General features: G+C 67.5%; 20 protein-coding genes. 7 read left to right on the plus strand and 13 right to left on the minus strand.

Going from position 1 to position 18,954, the window contains the following annotated elements:
* Positions 1–42 precede the first annotated feature (42 nt).
* Both IWX65_RS07515 and IWX65_RS07520 read left to right on the plus strand, forming a co-directional pair.
* Positions 43–1,371, plus strand: a complete 1,329-nt coding sequence (locus IWX65_RS07515; RefSeq protein ID WP_196881810.1) for a uracil-xanthine permease family protein — start codon at positions 43–45, stop codon at positions 1,369–1,371.
* Between the two features lie 3 nt (positions 1,372–1,374).
* A complete protein-coding gene (locus tag IWX65_RS07520) occupies positions 1,375–1,986 on the plus strand; it encodes an RBBP9/YdeN family alpha/beta hydrolase (protein WP_196881811.1) in 612 nt (203 codons plus the stop codon).
* Here the strand turns inward: IWX65_RS07520 and IWX65_RS07525 are convergent.
* The 8 genes from IWX65_RS07525 to IWX65_RS07560 form a co-directional block, all read right to left on the minus strand.
* On the minus strand, positions 1,976–3,592 hold the full coding sequence (locus IWX65_RS07525) for an ABC transporter permease (RefSeq protein ID WP_196881812.1): 1,617 nt from the start codon (positions 3,590–3,592) through the stop codon (positions 1,976–1,978). The two genes, IWX65_RS07520 and IWX65_RS07525, sit on opposite strands and share 11 nt — an antisense overlap.
* A gap of 3 nt (positions 3,593–3,595) precedes the next feature.
* Positions 3,596–4,504 carry an ABC transporter ATP-binding protein gene (locus tag IWX65_RS07530; protein ID WP_196881813.1) on the minus strand — a complete coding sequence of 303 codons (909 nt, stop codon included), beginning with the start codon at positions 4,502–4,504 and terminating at the stop codon, positions 3,596–3,598.
* Positions 4,505–4,665: 161 nt separating this feature from the next.
* A complete protein-coding gene (locus tag IWX65_RS07535) occupies positions 4,666–4,839 on the minus strand; it encodes a hypothetical protein (protein WP_196820318.1) in 174 nt (57 codons plus the stop codon).
* Positions 4,840–4,917: 78 nt separating this feature from the next.
* Positions 4,918–5,781, minus strand: coding sequence for a glycerophosphodiester phosphodiesterase family protein (locus IWX65_RS07540; protein ID WP_334683723.1), 864 nt, complete (start codon positions 5,779–5,781; stop codon positions 4,918–4,920).
* A 12-nt stretch (positions 5,782–5,793) separates the two neighbouring features.
* Positions 5,794–6,603: an HAD family hydrolase gene (locus tag IWX65_RS07545; RefSeq protein WP_196881814.1), complete on the minus strand. Its 810-nt coding sequence runs from the start codon at positions 6,601–6,603 to the stop codon at positions 5,794–5,796.
* Positions 6,604–6,686: 83 nt separating this feature from the next.
* Entirely contained in the window at positions 6,687–7,214 is a 528-nt protein-coding gene (locus IWX65_RS07550; RefSeq protein WP_196881815.1) for a YbhB/YbcL family Raf kinase inhibitor-like protein, read from the minus strand.
* The gene (locus tag IWX65_RS07555; RefSeq protein ID WP_196881816.1) at positions 7,211–8,134 is read right to left on the minus strand and encodes a carbohydrate kinase family protein; all 924 of its coding nucleotides are present in this window, start codon (positions 8,132–8,134) and stop codon (positions 7,211–7,213) included. Before IWX65_RS07555 ends, IWX65_RS07550 begins: the two co-directional genes overlap by 4 nt.
* A 50-nt stretch (positions 8,135–8,184) precedes the next feature.
* Positions 8,185–8,661, minus strand: coding sequence for a PGPGW domain-containing protein (locus tag IWX65_RS07560; protein WP_196881817.1), 477 nt, complete (start codon positions 8,659–8,661; stop codon positions 8,185–8,187).
* A gap of 141 nt (positions 8,662–8,802) precedes the next feature.
* Between IWX65_RS07560 and IWX65_RS07565 the strand changes: the two genes are divergently transcribed.
* From IWX65_RS07565 to IWX65_RS07575, 3 genes are read left to right on the plus strand one after another with little or no spacing between them, the layout of a single operon-like run.
* The gene (locus IWX65_RS07565; protein ID WP_196881818.1) at positions 8,803–9,780 is read left to right on the plus strand and encodes a ring-cleaving dioxygenase; all 978 of its coding nucleotides are present in this window, start codon (positions 8,803–8,805) and stop codon (positions 9,778–9,780) included.
* A gap of 9 nt (positions 9,781–9,789) precedes the next feature.
* The gene (locus IWX65_RS07570) at positions 9,790–10,428 is read left to right on the plus strand and encodes an alpha/beta hydrolase (protein ID WP_196881819.1); all 639 of its coding nucleotides are present in this window, start codon (positions 9,790–9,792) and stop codon (positions 10,426–10,428) included.
* Positions 10,425–11,222 (plus strand): isocitrate lyase/PEP mutase family protein, encoded by a 798-nt coding sequence (locus tag IWX65_RS07575; RefSeq protein ID WP_196881820.1) that lies wholly within the window; start codon positions 10,425–10,427, stop codon positions 11,220–11,222. The genes IWX65_RS07570 and IWX65_RS07575 overlap by 4 nt, the downstream gene beginning before the upstream one ends.
* A gap of 27 nt (positions 11,223–11,249) precedes the next feature.
* Here IWX65_RS07575 and IWX65_RS07580 read toward each other — a convergent pair whose 3' ends face one another.
* On the minus strand, positions 11,250–12,146 hold the full coding sequence (locus IWX65_RS07580) for an alpha/beta hydrolase (protein ID WP_334683724.1): 897 nt from the start codon (positions 12,144–12,146) through the stop codon (positions 11,250–11,252).
* Between the two features lie 67 nt (positions 12,147–12,213).
* Here IWX65_RS07580 and IWX65_RS07585 point away from each other — a divergent pair, with 67 nt between their 5' ends.
* Positions 12,214–13,329, plus strand: a complete 1,116-nt coding sequence (locus tag IWX65_RS07585; protein ID WP_196881821.1) for a GTP pyrophosphokinase — start codon at positions 12,214–12,216, stop codon at positions 13,327–13,329.
* A gap of 7 nt (positions 13,330–13,336) precedes the next feature.
* Here IWX65_RS07585 and IWX65_RS07590 read toward each other — a convergent pair whose 3' ends face one another.
* The 3 genes from IWX65_RS07590 to IWX65_RS07600 are packed head-to-tail and all read right to left on the minus strand — an operon-like array spanning position 13,337 to position 17,518.
* Positions 13,337–14,869: a carboxyl transferase domain-containing protein gene (locus IWX65_RS07590; RefSeq protein WP_196881822.1), complete on the minus strand. Its 1,533-nt coding sequence runs from the start codon at positions 14,867–14,869 to the stop codon at positions 13,337–13,339.
* Positions 14,866–16,116, minus strand: a complete 1,251-nt coding sequence (locus IWX65_RS07595) for a CaiB/BaiF CoA transferase family protein (RefSeq protein ID WP_196881823.1) — start codon at positions 16,114–16,116, stop codon at positions 14,866–14,868. Before IWX65_RS07595 ends, IWX65_RS07590 begins: the two co-directional genes overlap by 4 nt.
* A gap of 37 nt (positions 16,117–16,153) precedes the next feature.
* Positions 16,154–17,518, minus strand: a complete 1,365-nt coding sequence (locus IWX65_RS07600) for an SLC13 family permease (RefSeq protein ID WP_196881824.1) — start codon at positions 17,516–17,518, stop codon at positions 16,154–16,156.
* A 140-nt stretch (positions 17,519–17,658) separates the two neighbouring features.
* On the opposite strand from IWX65_RS07600, the gene IWX65_RS07605 reads away from it, so the two are divergent.
* On the plus strand, positions 17,659–18,369 hold the full coding sequence (locus tag IWX65_RS07605) for a FadR/GntR family transcriptional regulator (protein WP_196881825.1): 711 nt from the start codon (positions 17,659–17,661) through the stop codon (positions 18,367–18,369).
* Between the two features lie 99 nt (positions 18,370–18,468).
* Here the strand turns inward: IWX65_RS07605 and IWX65_RS07610 are convergent, their stop codons facing one another.
* Positions 18,469–18,933 (minus strand): SRPBCC family protein, encoded by a 465-nt coding sequence (locus IWX65_RS07610; protein WP_196820331.1) that lies wholly within the window; start codon positions 18,931–18,933, stop codon positions 18,469–18,471.
* Between the last annotated feature and the right edge of the window lie 21 nt (positions 18,934–18,954).

Here is an 18,954-nt window from a genome sequence, read left to right on the forward strand (position 1 = left end):
TAGGATTCTGGGGATCACGAAACCCCGTTGGAAGGCACAGCCATGAGCGCACTCGGAACCAACTGGACTGTCCACGGCGACGGCAAGAACGTCACCGCCTCCGGCTTCGTGGCCCCTGATGAGCGGCTGAGCTGGCCCCGCACCATCGGGATCGGGGCGCAGCACGTCGTCGCCATGTTCGGTGCCACGTTCCTCGTGCCGCTGATCACCGGATTTCCGCCGTCCACCACCCTGTTGTTCTCGGGCATCGGCACGCTGTTGTTCCTGGTCATCACCGCCGGCCGCGTCCCCAGCTACCTCGGCTCGAGCTTTGCCTTCATCGCACCCATCGCCGCCGCCCAGAGCCAGCACGGCACCGCTGGGGCCCTGGGCGGGATCCTGATGGCCGGGGCGGCGCTCGCCCTGATCGGCGCAGTGGTCCACCGCGCGGGTTCGCACTGGATCCAGGTAGCCATGCCGCCGGTGGTGACGGGCGCCATCGTGGCCCTGATCGGCCTGAACCTGGCACCGACGGCGAAAGCCAGCTTCGAGCAGGGGCCGGTAACGGCGGTGGTCACCGTGGTCACCATCCTGCTGGTCACAGTCCTGTTCAAGGGAATCCTCGGGCGGTTGTCCATCCTCGTCGGCGTACTCGTCGGCTACCTCGTCGCGGTACTGCGCGGCGAGGTGGACTTCGCCGCAATTTCCGACGCCGCCTGGATCGGCCTGCCCGAATTCGCCACCCCGGAGTTCCACCTCTCCGTCGTCGGACTGTTCGTTCCGGTGGTCCTCGTCCTGGTGGCCGAGAACATCGGTCACGTGAAGTCGGTGGCGGCCATGACCAACCGCGACCTCGACCCGCTCACCGGCCGGGCGTTGATGGCCGACGGTCTTGCCACGATGATCGCGGGAGCCGGCGGAGGTTCCGGTACCACCACCTATGCGGAGAACATCGGCGTCATGGCGGCCTCACGCGTCTACTCCACGGCGGCCTACTGGGTCGCGGGGATCGTCGCGATCCTGCTGAGCCTGTTCCCGAAATTCGGCGCACTGATCGCCACCGTCCCGCCGGGTGTCCTGGGAGGTGCCGGCGTGGTGCTCTACGGAATGATCGGCATCCTGGGCGTCCGGATCTGGGTCCAGAACCAGGTCAACTTCTCCAATCCGATCAACCTGTCCACGGCCGGCGTGGCCCTGGTCATCGGCATCGCCGACTTCACCTGGATCATCGGTGATCTCACCTTCGCCGGGATTGCCCTCGGCACCGGCGCTGCGCTGCTGATCTTCCATGGCATGACGGCGATCGCCCGCGTGCGCGGGAGCGAGCACGCCGCCATGCCCGGTGAGCCGGAGTCCACTGACCATGGCAGCCGTCCCTCCAAGCTCGGGTGACCGGTGCGCATCTTCGTGATCCCCGGTTACCAGGCATCCCCGGGCGACCACTGGTTCCCCTGGCTCCAGGAGACCTTCGCGACGCGTGCCACCGTCGAGGTCATCGACCTGCCGACCCCGCAGGAACCGCTGCCGGGCCCCTGGCTGGAGCGCATCGGAACCGCCGTCGGCCGGCCCGACGAATCGACGATCCTTGTCGGCCACAGCCTCGGCTGCGCCGCAGCCCTGCGCTACCTCGACGCACTGGATGGGAACTGGTCGCTGCACGCCATCCTCCTCGTGGCCGGCTTCGCGGAGCGTATCCCGGAACTTCCGCTGCTCGACCCTTTCACCGCGGTTCCGGTCGACGGTCCCGCGCTGGCGAGGCGCACCACCCACCGGGCGGTTTTCGCCTCCGCCAATGACCCCGTGGTGCCTCCCGGACTGACGCGCTCCCTGGCGGAGCGCCTGTCGGCGTCGTTGGTGGAAGTGCACGACGCCGGCCATTTCCTCGGAAGCGACGGGTACAGGGAGTTTCCCGAACTCGGGGAACGACTAGCCGGAATCCTGGAGGAGACCACGCGGCAGGAGAACGGCGGACCCGACGGATCCCTAACTGCGCGCGTCAAGCCGTGAGGTCGCGCCGCCGGATCAGGTCGGCGGCCAGTGCGGCTCCGACGAAGGCGATGGCGGTCATGGCCAGGGCCTCACCGGCGGCGAACGATTCAACGGGCATGGCGGAGGAATGGCGGAACGGGCTGATGTCCTGCACCCATCCCGGAAGACCGAGCAGTTCCCCGAACTGGCCCAGGATCAACCCGACGGCCAGAAATCCCCAGCCCAGCAGGCTGCCCAGCCGTGGCGCGACGGCGATGACGAGTGACGCCACCACCGGAAAGACGGCCGCAGCCGGTACATGAGCCAGCGCCGCGGCCACGATAATTCCTCCCTGGCTGGTGCCCGCTCCGGACAGTCCCAGCCCGATGGCCGCTGCAGTACCCGCCGTTGCAGCGACCGCTGTCACCGACAAGGCGGCCATAACGAGATGTGCGGCCAGCCAGCGTGCGCGGGACCGAGGGACGGCGAGGAGCAGCTCGGCCTGCCCCTCGGCCTCCTCGGTCCGCAGCCGAAGTACCGCCTGGATTCCGGCGGAAGCGGCGAGAACACCGGCCATGCCCAGCAGCGCTGTGGTGAAGAGATCGACGATGTCGGCCTGGCTGCCCGGCAGGAGGCGGCTGATCAGGTTCTGGAGGGACGGGTCGCCGGCCAGGGCGTCCCGCACCACCGGACCGACGCCGCCTGCCACTGCACCGAGTACCAGGGCGGCGACGCACCAGCCGGTTAGCGGAGAACGTTGAAGGCGCCAAGCCAGGCCCAGGAAGGAGGCCCCTCCCGCGCCGGCCCGGTCTTTTCCGTCGCCCTCGTGCAGGACACCGGCACCGAGATCCCGCCGGTTCCGAACCAGCACTGCTGCCGCTGCCAGTACCAGCGCGGCCGCCACCAACACCAGAAGCGGTACGGGATCGGCGGCCGTGAACGGGCGGGACCGCTGCCCCCAGCCGATGGGCGAGAGCAGTGACGGCCACGCCGCGGTAACGTGCATCAGGCCACCATCAGGGGTGCCGAGGGCGTCGCCGATGCCCCGGATCAGGTAGGCGGCGCCGACCAGGCCTGCGGCGGCCCCGTTGGCGCTGCGCCCTGAAGGAAGTGCCTGGGCAACCACCGCGGCGGCGCCTCCGGAGAACAGCCCCACCGCGCCGACCGCGGCCCCGGCCACGAGTGATCCGGTCGCCGGCAGACCGGCGGCGGTGAAACCGGCAGCCACCGCCACGGCCAGAACCAGGTTCGCGCAGGCTCCCACCAGCAGCGTCGCTGCAAGGGGTGCGGTACGGGGAACGGGGGTGGAGCCGACGAGTTCGGAACGTCCGAGCTCTTCATCGGCGCGTGTGTGCCGCACGACGAGGAGGGTGCTCATCAGGCCGGCCAGGACCGCCGTGAAGGAGTATCCCTGAAAGAACACCACCGCCCCGATACCGGTGCCGTCGGGCAGTCCGCGGAGGAAGAGGAACGCCGGGCTTGCCGCGGCGACGGAGATGAGCGACACCCGTTCGTCGTCTCCGAATTGGCTGGCCACGGCCGTCGAAGTGACCAGGCCCAGCAGCGCGATCCCCAGAATCCACACCGTCAGGACCGTGCGGTCCCGGCGTGCCTGAACCAGGCCCAGACGGACGACGGCGCGCATCGGCTACACCGGGTCATCCGGGCCGGTGTAGTGGCGCAGGAACAGCACCTCGAGCGACGGCGGGGCCGCGGTGATCCCGGTGACACCGGCGGCCGCGAGGGATTCCAGCACGGGGCCCAGCTCGGCGGCGTCGGCATCGAAGACGATTCCCGTGCCGTCCCTCTGCAGGTCATGCACCCCCGGCAGTGACTCCAGCATCGACGGGTAGGTTGCGGTCGTGATCCGGAAGCGGGTCCGCGTCAGATGGCGAAGCTCGGCCAGGGTTCCCGATTCCACGGCGCTTCCGGCGCGGATGATCGTGACCCGGTCACAGAGCTGCTCCACCTCGCTGAGGATATGGCTGGAGAGCAGCACCGTGGCTCCATCACCGCTGACACGTTCGACCTGGCGCCGGAAAACGGACTCCATGACCGGATCCAGGCCCGCGCTTGGTTCATCCAGAAGGTAGAGGCGGGCCGGGCGGGCGAACGCGGCAATGAGTGCCACCTTCTGGCGGTTGCCCTTGGAATAGGTCCTGCATTTCCGCCGCGGGTCGAAATCGAACTCGTCGATGAGCGCGCGGCGAAGCCTTTCGTCCGCGCCGCCACGCAGTCCGGTCAGCAGATCAACGACCTCGCCGCCCGACAGGCCCGGCCACAGGCTCACTTCTCCGGGAACGTAGGCGATGTCGCGGTGCGCCCGGACGGGATCCACCCACGGGTCCAGATCAAGGACGCGGGCCGTACCGGAGGTGGGGCGGATCAGCCCCAGGAGTATCCGGAGGGTTGTCGACTTACCGGCACCGTTGGGCCCGAGGAACCCGTGGACCTCCCCGGGCCCGACGCTGAGGTCCAGGCCGGTGAGCGCGGCGGCGCGGCCGAAATTCTTCCGGAGACGGCTGGTCTCGATGACGGGAAGCGATCCTGTCCGCATGGCCGGTTCCATTCCTCCTTGGCATCGCCGCATGCCCGGAGCGGCCGTCTCGGTCGTTCCACGCGCTCTTCGCAGCGCACACTCGAAGACAGGAGCGGGCTACCTCCCCGGCAGCCCGCTCCTGTCCGTCAGCGCTGTCCTCCGGGACCTTGCGGGGCGCCTCAGCGCCGGTTGAGGATGCTACGGATCTTTCCGCCGATTCCTCCAGTGCCGGACGTGCCTGCTGTTCCCCTGCCGGTGTTCAGCCCGCCTGTTCGGGGGCTTCCTCCAGCGGGGCGGCCGGCCCTTCCTGCATACTTCCCGGCGGCATTCTTGATCATATTGCTCAAACCCATGATGAACTCCTTCGGTGTTTCCGTCAGCCGACAGCAGGTCGGCTGTTTTCGAGCCTACGCGTGTTCCGGGCACGCTGGCTATGGCTTAGCGCTACGGAACGGCGGCAATTCCGGTCCTGCGTCGCGCCCCTGCGGCCAGCATCCGCGCTGCTTCATCACCCCGGCGAGCAGATCCGCCCGATCAGCGACGATGCCGCTCACCCCCAAATCCAGCAACCTTGCCATGGTGTGCTCGTCGTTGATGGTCCACACATGCACCTCGAGCGATGCGGCCCTGCACCGGCGGACGTAGCCGGCTGTCACGACGGGGATTCCTCGGTAGCGCAGCGGAACCTGCACAGCGTCGACCCCGGCTACGCGGGCGATGGCCCGCGTCAGCCCGAGGGGACCGAGCGCGCGGATCAGGACGTTCACCAGCATGCCTGCCGAGGACGCCGTGCGCCGGGTGAGCCGGCGCAGCACCTTTTTCCGCCGGCGATCGGAGAAGGACGCCACCAGCACGCGGTCGTGTGCGCCACATCTATTGACGACGTCGGCGAACGCCTCCACCGACGGATCGTCCTTGATGTCGACGTTGAACCTGAGGTGCGGCCAACGCAGCAGCACCTCCTCAAGGGTCGGGATGGGCTCACGCCCACCGATCAGCACGGTGCGCAGCTCGTCCCGCGTCCGATCAGCAAGGGGCCCGGAGGCGTCGGTCACCCGATCCAGCAGTCTGTCATGGAACACCATCACCACGCCGTCGCGTGAAGTGCGCACGTCGATCTCGAGCCAGCCGTACCCCAGTTCCACGGACCGGGAGAAAGCCGCCACGGAATTCTCGTCGCCGTCCGGAGCGAACCCGCGGTGAGACAACGCGAGGGGCCGCCGTCCGCCGTCGTGCGCCGGCGCGGGTGGCTGCGCCGAGGTAGGCTGCGGGGCAGAGAAGAACGGAAGGCTCACCAGCCCGCGCCGTCAGGCCGTCTTGAGTGCGGCCAGGCGCTGTTCGAGGACCTGCGCCACGCCGTCGTCCTCGAACGCCGGCGCCACCAGGTTCGCGGCTTCCAGGGCCTCGGGGTGGCCCGAAGCCATGGCGTAGCCGTTTCCGGCCCACTCGAGCATCTGGATGTCATTGGGCATATCCCCGAAAGCAACGACGTCGGATGCGGGAATTCCCCGCGCCTTCGCATACTCGGCAAGTGTCACTGCCTTATTGATGGAAGGGACCGCCATCTCCAGCAGGGCGATGGCCGGCGCCGAATGGGTAGCGGACACGAGGTGCCGCACGGCCGGGCGGACCGTGTGCAGGAACTCGTCGGGGTGGACGTCCCTTTCCCGGGCAAGGAACTTGACCACGTCCTCACCCGGCAGTGAATCCTCGAAAGCCAGGGCCTCGACGCTCCCCAGGATCTCCGAGGTTCCGGGATCGGCGAAACCCGGCTCGATCATGAAGCCCGAGACCGTTTCGGCGGCGAACACCGCGGCCGGATACAGCCCGCGGATGATGTCTCGGGCCTCATAGATGTGCTGATGGTCGAGCAGGTGGACATCGAGGACGCGCTCGGCCTTCAGGTCGTACGTCAACGCGCCGTTGGAGCAGATGACGGTGCCCAGATGGCCGAGCTGCTCACGCAGCGGCTGCAGCCAGCGCGGCGGCCGGCCCGTCACGAAGACGACGTCGACCCCGGCCGCTACGCAATCCCGGAAGGCCTGGACGGTCCGCGGGCTCATCCTGCCGTCAGAGCCCACGATCGTGCCGTCCATATCGCTTGCGACCAGCCGCATTCTCCCACTCCTTCGTCTGCACTCCATTAAACCCTGCTGCTGGACCTGCTCCTGTACCTGGCTGCCGAACCCGGCTCCGCCCGCTACTGCTCGAAGGTTCCGATCAGGCGTGCGCGGCCGATGCCGTGCGTGAACAGGTTGAAACCGAGGTAGGCCGGGCTCGCGTCGGCCGGAAGGTCGAGGGTCTCGACGTCGACGGCGTGGACCACCACGTGGTAATGGTGGGGGCCGTGCCCCTCCGGAGGCGCCGCACCGACGAAACCGGCAAAGCCGCCGTCGTTCTTCAGCTGAACCGCGCCCTGGGGCAGACCTGACCCGCCGCCGCTCGCTGCGCCGGAGTCCAGGAACGTGATACCGACGGGGATGTTGCACACGGCCCAGTGCCAGAACCCGCTCGCCGTAGGGGCGTCCGGATCGTAGACGGTGACCGCGAAGCTTCGGGTGCCCTCCGGAAAACCCGACCAGGACAGCTGCGGGGAGAGATCCTCGCCGCCGGCACCCATCATTCCTGAAGCCTGCGCGGCTTTGAGCGGCTTCCGGTGGTCGATATCCTCACTGGTCAACTGGAACTCGGCAACCTTCGGAAGGTCGGCGTAGGGATCGCGGGTCATAGGTGTTCTCCTAGTTCAGATCGGGTCGGCGGGTTCGCTCCCGCCCGTGAAACGGTCACCGCTGCTGCCCGTGCAGCATAGGCGAGCACGGTGGTGAGCTGTTCCTGTGTTATTCGGCGCAGCTCCTCCCGGCGATGGGCGCCGTCGAGCTCGAGGTCGACGAGCGCGCCGAGCAGGGCAGCCATGAACGAGTCCCCCGCGCCAACGGTGTCCACCACGCTGGTGGCAGGAGCCTTTCCATCGACCTCACCTGCCGCACACACTCCCCATGGTCCCTTCGAACCGCGTGTCACCACGACGAGTGAGCAACCCTGGGTCAGCCAGGCCCGTGCCGAATCCAGTGCGGATCTTTCCGGGTACAGCCATTCGAGGTCCTCGTCGGAGGCCTTCACGACGTCGGCGAGCGCCACGAACCGCTCAGCGGCCGTGCGCGCGAAATCCGCGTCGCGGATGATGGTCGGGCGGCAGTTCGGATCATAGGAAATCGTGGCGAGGGGATGCGCCTGCTCCACGAGCTTCAGCACTTCAGCGGCCCCGGGGGTCAGCATGGCGGCGATGGAACCGGCATGCAGCAGGGTGGTGCCGTTCAGCAGATCGGTTGCGTGCTCCTGGAGTTCCGGCAGGTCCCACACCAGCTGAAATTCGTAGGAGGCACCTCCCGCAGGATCCAGCCGGGCCGTGGCCACGCTGGTGGGGTGGGCGTCAGGCCTGAAGGGCGACAGCACCGAGTTGTCGCGGAGGTGCTGCTGGATCATGCGCCCGTAGGCATCATTCCCGAAACGCCCCACGAACTGTGCGGGATGACCCAGCCGGGCAAGGCCTACCGCAACATTCATGGGGCTCCCGCCCACATGGGCGCGCGGAGAGGCGGTATCGCTGAGGACTTCGTCGATGAGGGTTTCCCCGATTACGGTGAGCACCCTGTCAAAAGTACCAGCCGGACGTGGATAGTACGCCGCGAAAGATTTCCTCAAGCGTCGCCGTCGACGTCCGTTCTGCCAGGGTCGGGTTTACCCCGGAAACGGCGAACACTGTAGGCGATGAGTGCCAGCGCGATCAGCGAGGAAACGACGAGGCTGATTCCGGTACCGGAGCCGCCGAACAGCCACAGGTCGTCGGAGAGGAACCACCAACCGGGCACGGGCACCTGCAGGATCCACAGCACGCCGAGTCCCATGATGATGAGCGCTCCGAGGCAACTCAGGAGAATGCGCGGAATGGTCTTGACGCCGACGGCGGCGGCCTGGAAAGCGCGGGCCTTCACCGGTGCAAGGTGGCGCTTGGCCCAGTCGTACTGCTGGGACAGGACGGCCAGCCCTCCTACGAGCATCAGCAGTCCTGGTCCGGGGAGAATCAGTGCGGCAAGGCCGAGGACCACGAGGGACCAGCCGAGAATCTCGATGCCGGTGCGCCGTACCCACCCGGAAACGCGCTCTTTAGCTGCCACCTAAACAGGATTGCATAGTCGGCGGCCGTAATTCGACGCACAGGACGGCTGCCGGAGAGGCACGGAACAAAATGCGATCTTCATGCGTTTGCATCTATATCGTCGACCGAACCGGCCGTCGAACAATTCAGGAGGACTATCGTGACCGCGAAGACCGAGGGCCTGCACCACGTAACGGCCATTGCCGGGGACCCGCAACGCAACATCGACTTCTACATTCGGGGCCTTGGGCTCCGACTGGTGAAGAAGACGGTCAACTTCGATGACCCCGGCACCTATCACCTCTACTACGGCGACGAGTCCGGCACGCCCGGCTCGCTTCTCACTTTCTTCCCGTGGCAGGGCGTACGCAGCGGCCGCGTCGGCAGTGGCCAGTCCACCACCACGGCGTTCTCCGTTCCCCAGGGAACCCTTGGCTGGTGGCAGGAGCACTTCAAGGGAATAGGTGTTGCCTCAAGCATCTCCCGCGCTTCGTCCGAGGAGGAGCGGCTGTCCCTCCGCGATCCGGACGGCCTGCAGATCGACCTCGTGGCCTCTTCGCTGAGTGACCCGCGCAACCCGTGGGACTCCGCCTCGGTGCCCGCCCAGTACGCCGTCCGAGGACAGCACTCCTCGGTGCTGACCGTCACCGATCCAGGGCCCACCCTCGAGACCCTGACCCAGGACCTCGGCATGAGGCTGCTGGGCGAGTCCGACGGCCGGTACCGGCTATCCACGCACGACGGCGAACCCGGCACGGTCGTGGACGTAGTGGCCGACCTCTCCGCGGAGCGCGGCCTGGTGGCCGGTGGAACGGTGCACCACATCGCCTTCCGCGTTCCCGACCAGGCGACCCAGGAGGTCTGGCGCCAGGAACTCGCCGGGCGCGGCTACAGCGTGACGGCGATCCTGGACCGCCAGTACTTCACCTCCATCTACTTCCGCGAACCGGGCGGCACACTGTTCGAAATCGCCACTGACACACCGGGCTTCGATATCGACGAGCCGTTGCTCGAACTCGGCCGTTCCCTCAAGCTTCCGCCGTGGCTCGAACCGAACCGTGAAGCCATCTCCTCCGCGGTGGCGAAGATCGAACTTCCCGGGGAAAACAATCCCGCCGTCCAGGCATTTTTCAAGTAGGAGCTGACCATGACCGGACACCACGCCTGGCCGCACGTCTTCGAACCGGGTAGCACCGACGAACCGGTGCTGCTGCTGCTGCACGGAACCGGCGGCAGCGAATTCGACCTCCTGCCCCTTGCCGCACGTCTGGCACCGCAGGCCGGTATCCTTTCGCCACGCGGCCCGGTGCAGGAAAACGGAATGAACCGCTGGTTCCGTCGTATCGAGGAGGGTGTGTTCGACGTCGACGACGTCGTCCGGCGGGCCGGGGAACTTGCCGCTTTCCTGGCCTGGGCTCGCGAAACGTACGGCATCGATGACCGACAGGTCACTGCCGTCGGGTTCTCCAACGGCGCCAACATCGGTCTGGCCGCGGCCCTCCTCCATCCGGAGGCGCTGGACGGCGTCGTCGCCTTCTCGGGAATGTATCCGCTGGAGGGACGCACGGTCAATGCCGACCTGTCCGCCACCGACGTCGCGCTGTTCAATGGCGACGCCGACCCCATGGCACCGCTGGCCAGCGTGGAGCAGCTGGCCGCAGTGCTCGAAAGCCGCGGAGCCCGACTCACCCGCTCCGTGCGTGGAGGCGGCCATGGGGTGCACTCCTCGGACATTACCGGCGCCGCGTCCTGGCTGGCCGAGCGCAGCCGTAGGGTGTCTTCATGACTATTCCCTCCGTGACATCCGCGAACCTGTCCGCCAAGGCAACCGAACTGCTGCGCCTACACACGTCGCCGAAAATCCTGCAGGTGATCAACGTGTGGGACGCCATCACGGCAAGAACCATCGCAGCAGTGCCCGGAACGGAGGCGCTGGCCACCGCAAGCCACTCCATTGCTGCATCACTCGGGTATGACGACGGCGAGAACATTCCCGTGGATCTCATGATCGACGCCGTGGGACGCATTGCCGCCGCAAGCTCCCTCCCCGTCAGCGCCGATCTCGAATCGGGCTACGGCAACCCAGGGGACACCGTGCGGCGCGCGGTCGGCGTCGGCATCGTCGGGGCGAACATCGAGGACCAGATGCGGCCGCTCGCCGATGCCGTGGCGCAGATGGAGGCCGCAGTGAGGGCAGGCCAGGCAGAAGGCGTCGACTTCGTGCTCAACGCCCGCACCGACGCCTTCCTCAAGGCAGCCGACCGCAGCCCGGAGGACGTCCTGGCGGATGCGATCGAGCGTGGAAAAGCGTTCCTCGAGGTCGGCGCGGCGAGCGTCTTCGTACCAGGTCTGCTCGATGAGCCGACAGTCCGGGCGCTGGTGGAGGGAATCGGGCAGCAGCGCGTCAGCGTGATCAACGTGCCCGGCTCACTCGCACCATCAAAACTGCAGGAACTCGGCGTGGCCCGCATCTCCTATGGCCCCTGGACGCAGCGCGTGGCCCTCACCGCCCTTGCCGATACTGCGGCCGACCTCCTCGCGGATGGCGCACTCCCCGGAGGGACGCGCCCGCTTAACTGAGCGCGGCCCTTGGACCCTGGGGTCCGCTCACTCCCGGGCGCTGCGGAGGGCGAGCTCGAGGGTTTCGACCACGCGCTCCCAGGCACGGGTGCCGGGCTGGATCATGGCGAAGTGGTCGCCGGGAATGATGGTCAGCGTAGCCTCGGCTCCCGCCTGGCGTGCAGCTTCGACATAGCCTGCGGACTGGCTGCGCGGCACCGTGGTGTCATCCTCCCCGTGCAGCGCGTAAACGGGAACGCCGAGGGGAACGGCGGTCATCGGATCGGCAAGGCGGTAGCGGACCGGATCGCCGTCGGGACCTGTCCCCAGCAGGTTCTCGACTGCCCCGTTGCTCAGGCCGAGACGCTGCGCGTCCGCCAGGTCCAGGACGCCGGACTGGGTTACAACGGCGCGCAGCGCCACACGGGGCGTCCCACTGCCGGGAGCGCCGGTGGGGAGAGTGGCCCGCCCTGCCGCCCACACTGCAAGATGGCCGCCCGCGGAGTGGCCCAGCGCCGCCGTCGTACTCGTGTCGAAGCCATGTTCCTCCGCCGCCGTGGCAAGCAGGTCCATGCCGGCTGCCACGTCGTCGAACGTGGCCGGCCATCCGCCGCCGTTGCCCGCGCGGCGGTATTCGAGGTTCCAGCACGCATACCCGCGTTGCACCAGATCCAGGGCGAGGGGTTCGCCCAGCTCCGCGCCGTACGTCGAGCGCCAGTACCCGCCGTGGAGGATGACGACCACGCCGCGCACGGCCTGCCCGATCGGCAGGTAGAGGTCCGCGAACTGGCTCGGGTCTCCACCGTAGGCGTAACGCTCGGGTGGAGCGACCGCAGCGCTTTCCGCCGGTTTTCCGCCGGCAGGACGGGGCGTGCACGCTGCCGTCATGGCCGCCCCGGCAGCCGCCAACAGGGCAAGAATCGTGCGTCGTCCCGGATGCTCCACAGGGGAAGCCTAGCCCTTCCCGGGAGGAAGTTAGGATTGGGGAACACCACTGGAACTGGAGGCACCGTTGAGCGCCTGGGACGACCTCGACCACCGCCTGCGCCCCGCAGTCGAAGCAAGCACCCGTGAATTCGAACGCATTCGGCCTGCCCTGGTGGAGGTGACCGAGGAAATGCGCAGGAGCATGCAGGGCATCTTCGATTCCTCGGAACTGCATCCGCTGTTCGTGACCGCGCGCACCAAGACGGTGGAGTCCTTCAGGGACAAGGCGTCGCGCACGCTCGCCTCTCCGGAGCCCGACGCCGCACCCACGCTCGTGTTCCCTGATCCGATGCGCAACCTGACGGATCTCGTGGGCGTCCGTGTGATCACGACGCTGCCCCACGAGGTGGACCTCGCCGCCAACCTCATCAAGCGCCAGCGGCAGGACTTCGATTGCCGGGGGGACCGCGAAAAGGACATCGGCTCCATCGAGTCCGGAACCTACGGCTACTCAAGCCGCCACCTGATCATGCGCACCATCCACAATGACGCGGTGCGCCGGTTCCAGCAAGCCCAGCACCCCGAGTCCAAGGCGGGCGGAAGCTACCTCTTCGAGGTGCAGATTCGCACGGTCCTCGCCCACGCCTGGTCGGAGATCGAGCACGACATCCGGTTCAAGGCGTCGAATCCCAAGGCGTGGAGTCCCTATTTCGATCGTCAGTTCACCGGTACCGCGGCAATGCTCGAAACAGTCGAGTCGGCCTTCGCCGAACTGCACGAGCGGTATGAGACGGTCACGGGTTTCTGGGATGAGGACGGGGAGGGCAGCGCGCCGCTGACCCCCAATCAGATCCGGCACGTCTGGCAGACCCTGCTTCCGCACGTCGACAGGAAGGCCGACGACAACTGGGGGTGGGCGGCCGAGCTGCTGGCCGCCCACGAACTCCGGACCACCATCGAGTTCGCGGCGTTGCTGCAGGCGGACACCATCACCGCGGTGCGGCGGGCGCTTGATCACCGCTATTCCCCCGGGCCCGACCGCCTGCTGGACGACATGCTGCTGTGGCACTACGGCGCGCGGCATATCGACCTGACGGCCGAGGATCCCGGCATCGAACCCAGTCCCCGCCGGGACAGCCTGCAGCGCAGGTTCCGCCAGATGGAGATCTTCCGGTCACGCGGGGCGGGCTCGGCCCGGTAACGCCACCTCAGTCGGTCAGGACCCGGTACTTCTCGATCCGCCGGCGCCTGCGGGTCTCCACCGGCACGGTCGTGACCGACCAGAGTTCGTATTCGATGGCAGCTCCCAGCCGGGTACAGAACGCGCGTGGCTCCTCGGCGGCGTCGGGCCGCTCATCCACCACGTGATCCACGATTCCTCGGGCATGCAGCGCGGCGACATTCACGCCCTGCGCATTGGACATACGGTCGGCGAAGTTCGTACTCCGGTGGACGATGACGCTTGCCCCCTCGGGAGGCAGGGGTGAGAGCCAGGCATGCTGGGCCGCAATAGTGCGGTCCGCAGGAAGGAGCGCCAGCGCGCCGCCGCCCGCCCCCTGGCCGAGGAGCACCGAGACCGACGGCGACGCAAGCCCGATGAGGTCGTGCAGGGAGCGGGCGATCTCGCCTGCGAGTCCACCCTCCTCCGCTTCCTGCGAGAGCGCCGCTCCGGCGGTGTCGATGACAGTCAGCAGGGGCAGCCCGAGTTCCTCGGCGAGCCTCATGCCGCGCCTCGCCTCGCGGAGGGACGCCGGACCCATGGCGGCGTCATCGTTCCGCCGGGGGCGCTGATGGCCCAGCACCACGCAGGGCCGGCTGCCGAAGCGTGCCAGCGCCAGGAACAACCCCGGATCCTTTTCGCCCTGGCCGGTGCCGTTGAGGGGAAGGACATCCGAGGCGCCGAAGGCAAGCAGACGCCGAAGATCAGGGCGCCGCCGGTTCCGTGAAATAAGGATGGACGACCACGCCGCATCCTCCGCGGGCCGGACGTCCAGCGTTTCCGGGGCGGCCGGGGGCTTCCCGGGCGCTGCGACGAGGACGTTGAGGGCCTGGTCCACGATTCCGGACAGCTGGGCGGGAGGGACGACGGCGTCGATCAGCCCCTTGTCGAAAAGGTTCTCGGCGGTCTGCACTCCCTCCGGGAAAGGCCGGCTGTACAGCGCCTCATAGACCCGCGGGCCGAGGAATCCGAGCAACGCGCCGGGTTCGGCTACCGTCACATGGCCGAGCGAGCCCCAGGACGCCATGACACCGCCGGTCGTGGGATGCCGCAGGTAGACCAGGTAGGGCAAACCGGCCTGCCGGTGCGCCCGGACCGCCCCGGTGATGTCCACCATGGCCAGGAACGCCGGAGTCCCCTCCTGCATTCGGGTGCCCCCCGACGCGGGGCCGGCGAGGAGCGGCAGCCCCTCCCTGGTGGCCCGCTCGATCGCCGAGACGATCCGGCGGGCCGCAGCGGAGCCGATCGACCCGGCGAGGAAACGGAATTCGGAGACGAGGACCGCCACGCGGCGGCCCCGGATCAGTCCCTCCCCGGTGAGGACCGATTCGTCGACGCCGCTCTTCTCCCTCGCCCGCCGCAACTCCTCGGCGTACCCTTCCCGGCCCTCGGTCGGCTCGGTCACCGGCGAATCCCAGGAGGAGAAGGAACCGGGATCAAGGACGACGCCGATCAGCTCACGTGCGGAGAGGTGTCCGGATGCGCCGGTTCCGGGTCCGGCGGTTGCGGGCCCATCACTCACCGGCGGGCGCCATCATTGGCGCTACGGCCGTCGTTGGTGCTGCCGCCACCATCGGCGGCCGCGAGCCACGCCCGGATGCGCTCACCATCGCCGTCGAGCAGGGGTGGCGCCGCATGCCCGGTGTTCGTGGTTTCACCGCCGGCACCGAAGAAGCGAAGCGGCGGACCGGGCAGGCTGATCCTGCCCAGCGCTTCGTGCTCCACGTCGACGAGCAGTCCCTGTGAGTGCACCTGCTCCCAGGCATACACCTCGTCGAGGCTGCGAACCTTGCCTGCCGGGATGCCCGCTGCGTTGAGCTTTTCCAGCAGCGGTTCGGCTTCGAAGGCCGAGAAGGCGTCCTCGATGTCGCGGATCAGGGCGTCGCGATTGGTGACCCGGTCCGAGTTCGTGGGGAATTTTGCGGGGTCGAGGCCGAACGTCCTCGCGAAGGTGGCCCACAATTTCTCGCTGCCCACGCTGATCTGCACCTTGCCGCCCCTGCAGCTGAAGAGGCCGTAGGGAGCGATGGAGGGATGGTGGTTGCCCTGGGCCTGGGGGACCTCGCCGGCAACGGTGGTACGGGTTCCCTGGAAGGCATGCACCCCGATGATCGCAGCGAGCAACGAGGTGCGCACCACCTGTCCCCTGCCCGTGCGGTCCCGCTCCAGCAGCGCGGCGAGCGCCCCGTAGGCGCCGTACATGCCGGACAGCAGGTCCGCGATGGGCACGCCGACCCGCTGTGGATCCTCCGGGCCGGGCCCGGTGAGGGACATGAGGCCGGCTTCGCCCTGCACGATCTGGTCGTACCCGCTCCGGGTGGCTTCGGGTCCGTCGTGGCCGAAGCCGGTGATCGACAGGATGACCAGGCGGGGGTTCAGTTCATGCATCGCATCGGTGGAGAAGCCGAGCCGGTCCAGCACACCGGGCCGGAAGTTCTCAACGAGGACGTCGGCCCGCCGGATCAGGTTACGGAGCACGTCCTGGCCGTCATCGCTCTTCAGGTCGAGGGCGATCGACTCCTTGTTGCGGTTGCAGGAGAGGAAGTACGTCGACTGGCGGTCATCCTCGGGGCCCACGAACGGCGGCCCCCAACCCCGGGTGTCATCCCCCGAGCCGGGGTTTTCCACTTTGATCACCCGGGCGCCGAGGTCCCCGAGCATCATTCCTGCATGGGGGCCCGCAAGCGCCCGGCTGAGATCCACCACGAGGTAGCCGCTGAGGGGTCCCGCACCTGTCGGCGTCGGATCCTGGTTGATTTCCGGAGTCATGTGCTGTTCCTTTCCTGGGGGTGATGTCGCGGGTGGTCTATAACCATCCCGGAACCACGAGGACGAGCCAGGCGATGACCGGACCGGCAAGCACCACGAGGCCGCCGTATCCGAGAATCTGCTTGTAGAAGCGGTCCTTGTCGGTCCCCTCGGGGGCGTTGGCGAGGACCAGCGCACCGTTGGTGGAAAACGGCGATACGTCGACGATGGTGGATGACACTGCAAGCGCCGCCACCACGCCCACGGCACCCACTTCACCGGATTCGAGGAACGGAATGGCCAGCGGGATGAGGGCCGCGAGGATGGCGGTCGAGGACGCGAATGCCGAGACGACGGCACCGATGTAGCAGATGAGGAGTGCGGCCAGCAGCGGCATGCCGAGGCTCGCAACGCCGTCGGAGACGTACTCGATGGTGCCGGCTGCCTGGAGGACTCCGACGAAGGTCAGCATGCCGCAGATGAGGAGCACTGTGGACCAGGCGATCTTGTTGACCGCACCGCTCTGAGCCTTGGGCGAGATGAGGGCGAGGATGACGGCCACCGTGATGGCGACGAATCCGACGTCCACGCTGAATCCGAGCGCAATGACCGCGAGGGCGATGAGGCCGATAATGGTGGCGATCTGCGAAACCCTGTCCTCGCGGGACTTCGTCGCAATAGCGCCGTCGCCGGCGGGGTCGCGGGGACCGTAGGTTCCGCTGCCGGAGCCCTTGAAGGTGACATCCGCGGCCCTCGCACCGGCACTCAGATTCATGCGTGCTTCAGCGGCTTCCTCCACGAAGTGCCCGACACGGCTCGACAACAGTTTGCGTCCGCCGAGCACGATGAACAGCGCGACGGCGATCAGCAGGTTGAAGATGAAGCTGGCGAGGAAGATGGCGAGGGGACTGGATTCGAAGCCGGTGTCGGCCACGATGCTGTTGACGATGACGCCGTAGACGGCGATCGGTGAGAATCCCCCGGCCTGTGCGCCGTGAACGACCATCATGCCCATGAGGAGCGGGCTGATCTTGTGGCGCGCTGCGAAGCCGAGTGCCACGGGTGCCATGATGGCGACTGCCGCCGGGCCGAGTGCGCCCACAGCAGTGATGGCGGCAGTGATGAAGAACATCACCCAGGGAATCAGCGCCACCCGGTTGCGGACCAGCTTGACGGCGCCCCGGACCAGCAGGTCGATGGTTCCGTTGTTCTGCGCGATGGCGAAGAGGTACGTGACGCCGACCAGTGTGAGGAAGAGGCCGCCGGGGAACTCGGCAATGATGTCGTCGGTCTCCATCCCCAGGACCACCGCGCCGAGAAGGAAAGCGCCGACAAAGGCGAGGGCACCCATATTGATGGGCAGCAGTGTGGCGATCAGGAACATCGCCGCAAGGATGATGATCGAGAGCAGTGGAGCGGACATCTTTATCCTCCAGCGGACGGTATCGATGTGAGGCGGGTTACAGGCTCACTGGCCTAGACTGTAGGAGAGTGCAGTAGCTTGTCAATTAGTTCGGCGTCCTGTTACCACCGACCTCGCCACCGATCTGCCTGGAGGCCTTCATGCCGGATTCGCCGGAACTGCCGGTCCCCGGAGCCCTCGGGCGCCTTGCACGTCCCCGCCTGTACGAACAGCTTGTCGAGCAGCTGCTCCGTCACATCGAATCCACAAAGCTCGGGCCGGGGGACCTGCTGCCCGCTGAACGTGAGCTGGCCGAGCGGCTCGGCGTTTCACGTGCCACGCTGGCGCAGGCCCTCGTCGCGCTGGAAGTGCTCGGCGTCATCGACGTCCAGCACGGCACCGGCGCAGTGCTGCGCCACCGGCCGAGCGTCGCCGCGGTGATCAAGGGCCTGCGCGAGCATCAAAGCCGGCTTCCGGACATCGTGGAGGCCCGGAGCACCCTCGAGGTTCGGCTCGCCGCCCTCGCCGCCGAAAGGCGTACCGAGCTGGACCTGTCGGCGATCGACGCTGCCCTCGCGACGATGCAGGCGGAGATCGACGACGGCGACCGCGGCGCCCATGGCGACGAGATATTCCACCAGTCGGTGACGAACGCGGCCCATTCACCCGTGATGGCGCAGCTCATGGCCTTCATCGGCGAAATGGTGCTGGAGACACGTCTTGAGTCTCTCGCGCAGCCCGGCAGGCCCGAACAGTCACTCGAATCACACCGTGCTATCGCCGCGGCGATCCGTCAGCAGGACGCGCCCGCGGCAGCCGAAGCCATGCAGAAGCATATCGAGCTCGTGTCCGACGTGGCACTCCTGAAGTAGCGCCCGGTGCGCTGCCTGCGTAGCGCCGCCGAAAACGACGGGCGCGCCGGATGGAACCAGCGCGCCCGTCGTTTTCCGCACCTTCGCCGTCGTTCAGTGCTACTTCTCGGAAACCGCTGACGCGAGGTTCCCCAGTGAGGCATCGAGGTCCTCGACGGATACCTCGGGGAAGGACAACTTCTTCAGGATCTCCTTGTCCGTGACATGGGTCCAGTCATACGTCACCGACACCTCGGTGGAGTCGGGGCCCGCGGGCTGGAGCTCCCAGACCCACTGCCAGCCCGGGGGAACTTCCCCGGCCGGAGCGGTTTTCCACGCGAGGAGCTTGTTCGGGTCGTAGCCCACCACGTGGTTGTCGGTCTGGTAGTCACCGCCCATCTTTTCCCAGTGCTGGTTCATGGTGAATTTCTGGCCGACGGCGGTGATGCGGTCCGACTTGTCGTCCGACTGCACCATCCCTGAACCGTCGAGGGCGGCGTGCTGGGCGGGATTGGAGAGGATGGTGAAAATCGCGTCCGCCGGGGCGTCGATCGTCCGGCTTGCCGTGATGCTTGTTTCAGTCATAGGGCGTTCTCCTTCTGGTTG

Source organism: Arthrobacter sp. CAN_A214 (assembly GCF_015751955.1).
Classification (GTDB): domain Bacteria; phylum Actinomycetota; class Actinomycetes; order Actinomycetales; family Micrococcaceae; genus Arthrobacter_D.